This is a genomic window from Streptomyces chlorus (assembly GCF_042655885.1).
GTDB lineage: Bacteria > Actinomycetota > Actinomycetes > Streptomycetales > Streptomycetaceae > Streptomyces > Streptomyces chlorus.
Map to the genome: position 1 here is coordinate 23688 of NZ_JBHSOA010000054.1, position 10112 is coordinate 33799.

A 10112-nucleotide genomic window follows, 5' to 3' on the forward strand; every position below is an offset into this window, starting at 1 on the left:
CGCGTCCGTCCGGTGGGCGGGGTGAAACGCTCCCACCGACCCGAGATCGCATGAGAACTGAGAACTGGGAGTTGAGAGACCGGGATGGCAGACCAGACCCACGTCCTGTTCGTCGAGGACGACGACGTCATCCGTGAGGCCACCCAACTCGCCCTGGAGCGGGACGGCTTCGCGGTCACCGCGATGCCCGACGGGCTGTCGGGCCTGGAGGCGTTCCGCGCCGACCGGCCGGACATCGCCCTCCTCGACGTCATGGTGCCCGGCCTCGACGGCGTCAGCCTGTGCCGGAGCATCCGCGACGAGTCGATGGTGCCGGTGATCATGTTGTCGGCGCGCGCGGACGCCATCGACGTGGTCCTGGGCCTGGAGGCGGGCGCCGACGACTACGTGACCAAGCCGTTCGACGGGGCCGTCCTGGTCGCCCGCATCCGCGCCGTCCTGCGCCGCTTCGACCGGGCGAACGGTGGCCGGGAGGGAGCGGAGGCCGGGGCCCCCACCGGCGCGCTGGCCTTCGGCGAACTGGAGATCGACACCGTGGGCATGGAGGTGCGGCGGGCCGGGGCGCCGGTGGCACTGACACCGACCGAGATGCGGCTGCTGCTGGAGTTCTCCTCGGCGCCGGGCACCGTCCTCTCCCGGGACCGGCTGCTCGAACGCGTGTGGGAGTACGGGTGGGGTGGCGACACCCGCGTCGTCGACGTCCATGTGCAGCGGCTGCGCGGGAAGATCGGCCAGGACCGCATCGAGACGGTCCGCGGCTTCGGCTACAAACTGAAGGCCTGAGCACGGACATGCGGCGGTACTTCGGGCGCCTGGCGGGCGCGGGGACACGAGGGGATTCCGGAGGGCCGGCGGACACCGGTGCCCGGGAGGGGTTCGGGCCGCCGACGGGCGCGGGCGCACAGGGCAGGTTCGGGCGGCTGGTGGGCGCGGGCGCACAGGGCAGGTTCGGGCGGCTGGTGGGCGCGGGGCTCGAGCGGGCGGGCCTGCTCACCGGGCTGAGATGGAAGCTCAGCGCCGCCATCGCCCTGGTCGGTGCGCTGGTGGCGGTCGCGCTGAGCCTGGTCGTGCACAACGCGGCCCGGGTGTCGATGCTGGACAACGCGCGCGACCTCGCCGACGAACGCATCATGATCGCCCAGCGCAACTACGAGCTGTCGGGGCGGCTGAACTTCCCCAACACCAAGGTCGACGACCCCGAACTTCCGGCGGAGCTGCGGGCGAAGGTGGAGGAGGGCCGGCGGGCGACCTACGTGGCGAATCGGCCGGGCGGGGCGCCGGACATCTGGGCGGCCGTACCGCTGAAGAACGGCCATGTCATGTCCCTGCACTCGGGCTTCACGGACCGCAGCTCGAACATCCTCAAGGACCTCGACCAGGCCCTGGTGATCGGCTCCATCGCCGTCGTCCTGGGCGGCAGCGCGCTCGGGGTGCTGATCGGCGGGCATCTGTCCCGTCGGCTGCGCAAGGCGGCGAGCGCGGCCAACCGGGTCGCCAAGGGGGAGACGGAGGTCCGGGTGCGTGAGGCCATCGGCGGGGTCGTCCGGGACGAGACCGACGACCTGGCCAGCGCGGTGGACGCGATGGCGGACGCGCTGCGCCAGCGGCTGGAAGCCGAACGCCGGGTCACCGCCGACATCGCGCACGAACTGCGCACCCCGGTCACCGGTCTGCTGACCGCCGCCGAACTGCTGCCGCCGGGCCGGCCGACCGAGCTGGTGCTGGACCGGGCGAAGGCCATGCGCACCCTGGTCGAGGACGTCCTGGAGGTGGCCCGGCTGGACGGTGCCTCCGAGCGGGCCGAGCTGCAGGACATCCTGCTGGCCGAGTTCGTCACCCGGCGGATCGCGGCGAAGGACCCGGACGTCACGGTGCGCGTGGTGCGCGAGTCGGAGGTCACCACCGATCCGCGGCGCCTGGAACGCGTGCTGTTCAACCTGCTGGCCAACGCCGCCCGGCACGGCAGGCTGCCCATCGAGGTCTCCGTCGAGGGGCGGGTCGTCCGGGTCCGCGACCACGGGCCCGGCTTCCCCGCGGACCTGCTCGCCGAGGGCCCGAGCCGTTTCCGCACCGGCAGCGCGGACCGGGCCGGCCGCGGTCACGGCCTGGGCCTGACCATCGCGGCCGGGCAGGCCCGGGTCCTGGGCGCGCGGCTGACCTTCCGCAACGTACGGCCGGCCGGCGCGTCCGAGGACGCGCCGGCCGAGGGTGCGGTCGCCGTGCTGTGGTTGCCGGAGCACGCACCGACGGACACCGGGAGTTATCCGATGCTGCCGTAGGGCGGCCGGCCGAGGGGACCCGGGACCGGGATGTTCCCCCGGACCGGAGTCCTCAGAACTGCACGCCCTTGCCGCGCAGGAACTTGACCGGGTCGATCGCGGAACCGTAGTTCGGGCTGGTCCGGATCTCGAAGTGCAGGTGGGGACCGCTGGAGTTGCCGGTGTTGCCGGACAGCGCGATCTTCTGGCCGGTCTTGACGACCTGGCCGGGCTGCACGTTCACCTGGGAGAGGTGGGCGTACTGGGAGTACGTCCCGTTGCCGTGGTTGATGACGACGGCGTTGCCGTAGGCCGGGCCGTCGCCGGCTCCGTTGCCGCCCGTCTTGACGACGGTGCCGCCGTGCGCGGCCATGACCTCGCTGCCGCTCGGCACCGCGTAGTCCTGCCCGCTGTGGGCGGACTGCCACATGCCGCCGGCCTGGGCGTAGCTCGCGGAGATCGTGTAGTTCTTCACCGGGTCGACCCAGGACGCCTTCTTCTTGGCGGGCTGAGCCGGCTTCTCGGCCTTCTGCACCTCAGCGACCTTCTGCACCTCGGTGGCCTTCTGCACCTCGGCGACCTTCTGCACCTCGGCGACCTTGGTCTTCGCAGCCGTGGCCTGGGCGTCCGCCTGGGCCTGCACGGCCTTGGCGGTGGAGCTGGTGGCGGCCGTGGTGTCGGCGGCGACCGCTATCCCGGCTCCCACGACGGCCGTGACTCCCATGCCGGCGGCCAGAACGGCCGCACGGGTGCGGAGGTGGGACGTGAGGAAGGAACGGGACGTGACGCGCTGGGACATCGAAACCTCGCGGGGAAGGGGGCAGAGGAAAGCCACCGGGCGAACTGGTCCGCGCCGCAGTGACCATCCCTTGGTAACCCCTTCACCCACAAAGCCCCAAAAAGGGTGATCTACGACGTAAGTTCGTACTTCTGGAGTGAGACGGGCGTCTCTTGACATCAGCCCCATATCGGACGAAAGCCCTATTTGGGGCTGATCGATCAGAGCTTTGCATCAGATATCCGTTTCACGCTTCAGCGTTTCGCTACTATTCCAGCTCGTAACGGACAAAACGGGTGTGCAGCATGTCACCAAGAGGCGGGTTCAGGCATTCCATAAATGTGGCGTGCGTCTCTCTGGCCACCTACCGCGCGGCAACCCTACGGTTCACCTCGCGTCACCCTCCAAGACGAGCATGCACACGACACATCGGCAGCGTTACGAGCCCGAGAGGACCCCCCACCACATGAGAAGCCGACGCCCCTGGCTGCGCAGCGCATCGGTCACCGCCGTCTCCACCGCGGCACTGGTGGCCCTGGCCGTCCCCGCCCAGGCAGCGACCGCCACCGGCACCTCCACGACGGGCACGACGGCCACGACGGCCACGACGGCCACCGCAGACGTCGACTACGACACCTGGCAGCGGGACTGCCAGGCGGTCATGGACCAGGCACTGCCGCAGCTGACGCAGCGGATCGCGAACCCGCGGCCGGGCGAGAAGCAGGCGATGGTCCTCGACATCGACAACACCGCCCTGGAGTCCGACTTCGGGTTCACGTTCCCGGCGCCGGCCAACGAGCCGGTCCTGGAGGTCGCGCAGTACGCCCAGGAGCGGGGGGTCGCGGTGTTCTTCGTGACCGCCCGGCCGGGCATCGTCGGGGCCTTCACCGCGTACAACCTCGACCACGCCGGATACGAGTCCGCCGGGCTGTACGTCCGCGGTTTCCTCGACCTGTTCCGGAACGTGGCCGAGTACAAGACGGCCCAGCGCGTCGACATCGAGTCGAAGGGCTACACGATCATCGCCAACATCGGCAACAACACCACCGACCTGTCGGGCGGCCACGCCGAGAAGACCTACAAGCTGCCGGACTACGACGGCCGGCTCTCCTGATCCGGCCCCGGACAGCCGAAAGGGGCCGGCGCCCTTCCCGGGCGCCGGCCCCTTTCGACTGCCGTGACGCTTACGCGTCCTTGCTGAGGTTCGGACCGGCTCCGCCGGCCGCCTGCTCGATCGGCGGGACGTCGGGCAGCGCCGACTTCTCCTCACCCCGGAAGGTGAAGGTCGCGCTCTCGCCCTCGCCCTCGATGTCCACGACCACGATGTGGCCGGGGCGCAGCTCGCCGAAGAGAATCTTCTCCGACAGCGAGTCCTCGATCTCGCGCTGGATGGTCCGGCGCAGCGGCCGGGCACCCATAACGGGGTCGTAGCCCCTCTTGGACAGCAGCTCCTTGGCGGGCTGGGAGAGCTCGAGGCCCATGTCCCGGTCCTTCAGGCGCTCGTCCACCTTCTCGATCATCAGGTCGACGATCGCAAGGATGTCGTCCGGGGTCAGCTGCGGGAAGACAACCACGTCGTCGACGCGGTTGAGGAACTCGGGACGGAAGTGCTGCTTGAGCTCGTCCGACACCTTGTTCTTCATGCGCTCGTAGTTGGTCTTCGTGTCACCGGCGGCGGCGAAGCCCAGGTTGAAGCCCTTGGAGATGTCCCGGGTGCCGAGGTTGGTCGTCATGATGATGACCGTGTTCTTGAAGTCCACGACCCGGCCCTGGGAGTCGGTCAGGCGACCGTCCTCCAGGATCTGCAGCAGCGAGTTGAAGATGTCCGGGTGGGCCTTCTCGACCTCGTCGAAGAGAACGACCGAGAACGGCTTGCGGCGCACCTTCTCCGTCAGCTGACCGCCCTCCTCGTAGCCCACGTAGCCGGGGGGCGAACCGAAGAGACGCGAGACCGTGTGCTTCTCGCTGAACTCCGACATGTCGAGGGAGATCAGCGCGTCCTCGTCACCGAAGAGGAACTCGGCGAGCGCCTTGGACAGCTCGGTCTTACCGACACCGGACGGACCGGCGAAGATGAACGAACCACCGGGGCGCTTCGGGTCCTTCAGACCGGCACGCGTACGGCGGATGGCCTTGGACAGCGCCTTGACGGCGTCGATCTGGCCGATGACCCGCTTGTGGAGCTCGTCCTCCATGCGCAGCAGACGCGAGGACTCCTCCTCGGTCAGCTTGAAGACCGGGATGCCGGTGGCCGTGGCGAGGACCTCGGCGATCAGGTCGCCGTCGACCTCGGCGACGACGTCCATGTCGCCGGCCTTCCACTCCTTCTCGCGCTTGGCCTTGGCAGCGAGGAGCTGCTTCTCCTTGTCGCGCAGGGAGGCGGCCTTCTCGAAGTCCTGCGAGTCGATCGCGGACTCCTTGTCCCGGCGGACACCGGCGATCTTCTCGTCGAACTCGCGCAGGTCCGGCGGCGCGGTCATCCGGCGGATGCGCATCCTCGAGCCGGCCTCGTCGATCAGGTCGATCGCCTTGTCCGGGAGGAAGCGGTCCGAGATGTACCGGTCGGCCAGGGTGGCGGCCTGCACCAGCGCCTCGTCGGTGATCGAGACACGGTGGTGCGCCTCGTACCGGTCGCGCAGGCCCTTAAGAATCTCAATGGTGTGCGGCAGGGACGGCTCGGCGACCTGGATCGGCTGGAAGCGGCGCTCGAGGGCCGCGTCCTTCTCCAGGTGCTTGCGGTACTCGTCCAGCGTGGTCGCGCCGATGGTCTGCAGCTCACCGCGGGCCAGCATCGGCTTCAGGATGGAGGCCGCGTCGATGGCGCCCTCGGCGGCACCCGCACCGACCAGCGTGTGCAGCTCGTCGATGAACAGGATGATGTCGCCGCGGGTGCGGATCTCCTTGAGCACCTTCTTCAGGCGCTCCTCGAAGTCACCGCGGTAGCGGGAGCCGGCGACCAGGGCACCGAGGTCCAGGGTGTAGAGGTGCTTGTCCTTGAGGGTCTCGGGCACCTCGCCCTTGACGATGGCCTGGGCGAGGCCCTCGACGACGGCGGTCTTGCCGACGCCGGGCTCACCGATCAGCACCGGGTTGTTCTTGGTGCGGCGGGACAGCACCTGCATGACCCGCTCGATCTCCTTCTCGCGCCCGATGACCGGGTCGAGCTTGGACTCACGAGCGGCCTGGGTGAGGTTCCGGCCGAACTGGTCGAGGACCAGGGACGTGGAGGGGGTGCCCTCGGCAGGACCGCCGGCAGCGGCGGTCTCCTTGCCCTGGTAACCGGAGAGCAGCTGGATGACCTGCTGCCGCACCCGGTTCAGATCTGCGCCCAGCTTGACCAGGACCTGGGCGGCGACGCCCTCGCCCTCACGGATCAGGCCGAGCAGGATGTGCTCCGTGCCGATGTAGTTGTGACCCAGCTGCAGCGCCTCGCGGAGCGACAGCTCGAGCACCTTCTTGGCACGGGGAGTGAAGGGGATGTGACCCGACGGGGCCTGCTGGCCCTGCCCAATGATCTCCTCCACCTGCTGGCGGACCGCCTCGAGCGAAATCCCGAGGCTCTCAAGGGCCTTGGCGGCGACACCCTCACCCTCATGGATCAGGCCCAGGAGAATGTGCTCGGTGCCGATGTAGTTGTGGTTGAGCATCCGGGCTTCTTCCTGAGCCAGGACGACAACCCGCCGCGCGCGGTCGGTGAACCTCTCGAACATCGTTAATCGCTCCTCAGAGCGGTCAGGCAGTGGGGGGAACTTCCCCTCCCTGTCCTTCCGCAGCTTAGTCCCGCAAGCGGGGACCGCTCATTCCAACTGCCGACACCGTCGATGGCCTCCTGACCCCGAACGCCGACATCTGCTCCAACCCGATGGTGCGAGACGATGTTCCCGCAGGCCAGGCAGTTACCCCTATCGCCAGTACGCCGATGGCGAACGCGAGATGTGCCGCCCTGCGTGTCGCCCCCTCCCACTAGGGATGTCTTACCCGCTGCGACCGACAGTCCATGCCGAGGACAGGGGTTCCCTCCGCTACGGGCGAACAACCTCGCGCCTCCCCCGGCCCCCTCACGCCCCCTTGTTCGACACTCTGCGCACACGCACGCATACCCAACGTAACCCGAACGGCCTTCCGGCGGTTGCGCTTGCATGGCCGGCACCGTCCCCTCCATCATCGCGGGCCCATCGGCCCCGGCGCACCGTTCCGTCAGCACGGCCGACGGGGCCCCGGGCTCTCGCAGGCCCCTCGGTCCCCTCGGTCCGCTCGATCCGGCCGGGGCGGACGATCCGGGTGATCCGGGTGATCCGATCCGGCACTGGTACGAGACCGAACAAGGGTGGCCCACGGTGCCCGGCTCTCCGGTACGCCTGTCGGTGGGGGTGCGCTTCGACGTCCTGGATGTCCCCGCCGAGGCGGGCCATGCGGCACTGGGGCGTCTGGAACGCCCGGGGCGCCCGGGGCCTCCGGAGAACTCAAAGGGCCCTCGGCGGGCCGGACCCGCTGCCGGGAGGTTTCCGGTGGCCCTGCAGGGCGGCCGGATGCGGCTGCTGGTGGCCGTAGGCAGCGCGGAGGAACTGCCGGGGCTGCTCGCCTGGCTGGAGTGGGGCACGCTGACCCTCGATCTGGCCGCGATCGGCACCGGCGGTCTCATCGACGCTCCGCCGCCCCCTGGGGCGGCCGGCCACGGTGTCGTCCGGCCGCTCTCCCCGGGAAGCGCCGGTTCGCAGGGGGCCGCCGTGTGGCTGCGACCCCCCGAGCCGGGGCGCGAGGTCGAGGCCTCGCTGCCGACACTGTCGGCGACGGGGGGCCATGGGGACGCCCCCGATCTCGTACGGCTGGTGAACACGATGGCCACGCAGTGCCACCGGATCCGGCTCCTGCGCGCCGGCGACCGGCCGCCGGCCGGGGTGCGCGAGGCGGGACGGGCCGACAGTCAGCCGTTGGCCTGCTCGTAGGCCTCGCGAATGGCCGCGGGGACACGACCGCGGTCGTTGACCTCGTGGCCGTTCTGCTTCGCCCAGGCGCGGATCGCCGCGGTGTCCTGGTTGCCGCCGGAAGTGGCACGCGCCTTTCCACGCCCGCTCGAAGCACGGCCTCCCGTACGACGGCCGCCCTTCACGTAAGACTCGAGAAGGCCACGGAGCTTGTCCGCATTGGCGGTGGTGAGATCGATCTCGTATGTCTTGCCGTCCAACGCGAACGTCACGGTCTCGTCCGCCTCGCCGCCGTCGAGGTCGTCGACAAGAAGGACCTGAACCTTCTGTGCCACCGGATTTCCTTTCATCGATAACGTCAGGGCTTGGGTGTACCGGCTTCCGCCGTATCGCCGTCCCCTGTTATATGCACTACTGCAGTACGTCGGAAAGCAAACCGCTTTTGCCGGAAAAACACAAACCCCGGGGACGAACCCACTGCCGCACACAGCCCGGAAACGTGCGCGTTTCGGACATAGGGAACCGGGCAAGGCCCGCGGTACGGAAGCAGTACGGAATATGTCTTGCCGTGGCACACCGAGACCTCTGCCGCAAGGCGTCGGGTACAGAACACCGACGATCACAGATGCAGAAGCATCCGGCTGTTGCCCAGAGTGTTCGGTTTCACTCGTTCGAGACCCAGGAACTCCGCGACACCCTCGTCATAGGAACGCAGCAGCTCGGCGTACACATCGGTGTCGACGGGCGTCTCACCGATCTCCACGAAGCCGTGGTTGCCGAAGAACTCGACTTCGAAGGTCAGACAGAAAACACGGCGAACACCGAGCCAGCGGGCTGTCTGCAGCAACTTCTCCATCAAGCGATGCCCCACACCGGCGCCCTTCAGTCCGGGCTTCACAGCGAGAGTACGGACTTCCGCGAGATCTTCCCACATCACGTGCAGCGCGCCGCAGCCGACGACCTCCCCGTTGTCGTCCCGTTCCGCGATCCAGAACTCCTGGATGGCCTCGTAAAGGGTCACCGTTGCTTTGTCGAGCAGGATGCCCTTGCGGACGTAGGCGTCAAGGAGGTGGCGCACGGCGGGGACATCGTTGGTGCGGGCCCGCCGGACGGTGATGGCTTTTGCGGTGGCATCCGGGCTGTCTGCTGACATGAGCGGACGCTATCGCCCGTGCGGGCCCTCGGCCGCGGCGGGGTTCTCGACAGAGGGTTCCGCTGGCGGGGGCTGTTCGGCCGATCCCGCTTGTTCGGCCGGCCGGCGTTGTTCCCCGGTTTCCGGAAGCTGTGCAACGCGTACGGCGTCCGTGAGGGCCTGACGCTGTTCCTCGCTCATCATGCCGAAGAAGGCGACGAGTGCGGCGGCGGCGTTGTCGCTCTGCGACCATGCCTCGTTCATCAGCGCGGCAGCGTACGCGGCGCGGGTGGAGACCGCCTCATATCGATAGGCCCGGCCTTCCGACCGACGGCGCACCCAGCCCTTCTGATGGAGATTGTCCAGAACGGTCATCACCGTGGTGTACGCGATGGACCGTTCCTTCTGCAGGTCTTCGAGAACTTCCCTGACGGTCACCGGGCGGTTCCACTTCCACACCCGCGTCATGACCGCGTCTTCGAGTTCTCCCAAGGGGCGAGGCACATATCAGACAATAGTGTGCAATCACTCCCACGGCGTGCTGAGCGTGCATGAAGATCAGCGATCGCTGACAAAAAGGGCGTACGACTCACGCTCGAGTCGTACGCCGGGCCCCTCTCCGGTGCCGCCCGCGGCCGGCCGGACGGCGGGCGGGTCAGGCGTCGGTCTTGGCGGTGGCCTGGTGGGTGACCTCCGCGCGGGCGAGGGCCGCGTCCACGGCGGCGTCCTCCTTGGCCTTGTTGGCGCCGCCCTGGGTCTTCACGATCACCCGGATCACGCCGATGAAAAGGATGGCCATGACGGCCGGGGGCAGGAGCGCGGAGACGTAGTCCATGGGTCCAGGGTAGCCAGGGCGGCCCGGCGGAGGGCCGGGCGGGGGCGGGTGTACGGCAGGCGCGGTGGGCGTGCGGCAGGCGCGGTGGGCGTGCGGCGGCGCTTCAGCCCGCGGCGAGTCGCCGGCCCTGCGGGGGCGGGGTGGGCTTGCGGCGAGGGAAGACCTCGCCCGGGGTGGGAACGGG

10 protein-coding genes are annotated in these 10112 nt (G+C 69.0%); 4 read left to right on the forward strand and 6 right to left on the reverse strand.

Features of this window, described 5'->3' with window-relative positions; all coding sequences use genetic code 11:
- Positions 1–84: 84 nt before the first annotated feature.
- Both cseB and cseC read left to right on the forward strand, forming a co-directional pair.
- Positions 85–783 carry a two-component system response regulator CseB gene (cseB, locus tag ACFPZI_RS24895; protein WP_381367002.1) on the forward strand — a complete coding sequence of 233 codons (699 nt, stop codon included), beginning with the start codon at positions 85–87 and terminating at the stop codon, positions 781–783.
- An 8-nt stretch (positions 784–791) separates the two neighbouring features.
- The gene (cseC, locus tag ACFPZI_RS24900; protein ID WP_381367005.1) at positions 792–2279 is read left to right on the forward strand and encodes a two-component system sensor histidine kinase CseC; all 1488 of its coding nucleotides are present in this window, start codon (positions 792–794) and stop codon (positions 2277–2279) included.
- A gap of 52 nt (positions 2280–2331) precedes the next feature.
- On the opposite strand, the gene ACFPZI_RS24905 is transcribed toward cseC, so the two are convergent.
- On the reverse strand, positions 2332–3057 hold the full coding sequence (locus tag ACFPZI_RS24905) for a M23 family metallopeptidase (protein ID WP_381367008.1): 726 nt from the start codon (positions 3055–3057) through the stop codon (positions 2332–2334).
- 445 nt (positions 3058–3502) lie between these two features.
- Between ACFPZI_RS24905 and ACFPZI_RS24910 the strand changes: the two genes are divergently transcribed.
- A complete protein-coding gene (locus tag ACFPZI_RS24910; RefSeq protein WP_381367011.1) occupies positions 3503–4150 on the forward strand; it encodes an HAD family acid phosphatase in 648 nt (215 codons plus the stop codon).
- 70 nt (positions 4151–4220) lie between these two features.
- On the opposite strand, the gene ACFPZI_RS24915 is transcribed toward ACFPZI_RS24910, so the two are convergent.
- Positions 4221–6746, reverse strand: a complete 2526-nt coding sequence (locus tag ACFPZI_RS24915) for an ATP-dependent Clp protease ATP-binding subunit (RefSeq protein ID WP_381367014.1) — start codon at positions 6744–6746, stop codon at positions 4221–4223.
- A 429-nt stretch (positions 6747–7175) separates the two neighbouring features.
- Here ACFPZI_RS24915 and ACFPZI_RS24920 point away from each other — a divergent pair, with 429 nt between their 5' ends.
- Positions 7176–7982, forward strand: coding sequence for an SCO3374 family protein (locus ACFPZI_RS24920; protein WP_381367017.1), 807 nt, complete (start codon positions 7176–7178; stop codon positions 7980–7982).
- On the opposite strand, the gene ACFPZI_RS24925 is transcribed toward ACFPZI_RS24920, so the two are convergent.
- The 4 genes from ACFPZI_RS24925 to ACFPZI_RS24940 form a co-directional block, all read right to left on the reverse strand.
- A complete protein-coding gene (locus ACFPZI_RS24925; RefSeq protein WP_381367019.1) occupies positions 7961–8296 on the reverse strand; it encodes a histone-like nucleoid-structuring protein Lsr2 in 336 nt (111 codons plus the stop codon). The two genes, ACFPZI_RS24920 and ACFPZI_RS24925, sit on opposite strands and share 22 nt — an antisense overlap.
- 284 nt (positions 8297–8580) lie before the next feature.
- Positions 8581–9114, reverse strand: a complete 534-nt coding sequence (locus ACFPZI_RS24930; protein WP_381367022.1) for an amino-acid N-acetyltransferase — start codon at positions 9112–9114, stop codon at positions 8581–8583.
- 9 nt (positions 9115–9123) lie between these two features.
- The gene (locus ACFPZI_RS24935) at positions 9124–9561 is read right to left on the reverse strand and encodes a BlaI/MecI/CopY family transcriptional regulator (RefSeq protein WP_381367178.1); all 438 of its coding nucleotides are present in this window, start codon (positions 9559–9561) and stop codon (positions 9124–9126) included.
- A gap of 187 nt (positions 9562–9748) precedes the next feature.
- Positions 9749–9928: a hypothetical protein gene (locus tag ACFPZI_RS24940; RefSeq protein ID WP_381367025.1), complete on the reverse strand. Its 180-nt coding sequence runs from the start codon at positions 9926–9928 to the stop codon at positions 9749–9751.
- Positions 9929–10112: the final 184 nt, after the last annotated feature.

What these genes read in the sequence shown, in the direction of transcription:
- cseB (WP_381367002.1), top strand. Translation starts at nt 85, where the DNA reads ATGGCAGACCAGACCCACGTCCTGTTCGTCGAGGACGACGACGTCATC.
- cseC (WP_381367005.1), top strand. Translation starts at nt 792, where the DNA reads ATGCGGCGGTACTTCGGGCGCCTGGCGGGCGCGGGGACACGAGGGGAT.
- ACFPZI_RS24905 (WP_381367008.1), bottom strand. Translation starts at nt 3,057, where the DNA reads ATGTCCCAGCGCGTCACGTCCCGTTCCTTCCTCACGTCCCACCTCCGC.
- ACFPZI_RS24910 (WP_381367011.1), top strand. Translation starts at nt 3,503, where the DNA reads ATGAGAAGCCGACGCCCCTGGCTGCGCAGCGCATCGGTCACCGCCGTC.
- ACFPZI_RS24915 (WP_381367014.1), bottom strand. Translation starts at nt 6,746, where the DNA reads ATGTTCGAGAGGTTCACCGACCGCGCGCGGCGGGTTGTCGTCCTGGCT.
- ACFPZI_RS24920 (WP_381367017.1), top strand. Translation starts at nt 7,176, where the DNA reads ATGGCCGGCACCGTCCCCTCCATCATCGCGGGCCCATCGGCCCCGGCG.
- ACFPZI_RS24930 (WP_381367022.1), bottom strand. Translation starts at nt 9,114, where the DNA reads ATGTCAGCAGACAGCCCGGATGCCACCGCAAAAGCCATCACCGTCCGG.
- ACFPZI_RS24935 (WP_381367178.1), bottom strand. Translation starts at nt 9,561, where the DNA reads ATGACGCGGGTGTGGAAGTGGAACCGCCCGGTGACCGTCAGGGAAGTT.
- ACFPZI_RS24940 (WP_381367025.1), bottom strand. Translation starts at nt 9,928, where the DNA reads ATGGACTACGTCTCCGCGCTCCTGCCCCCGGCCGTCATGGCCATCCTT.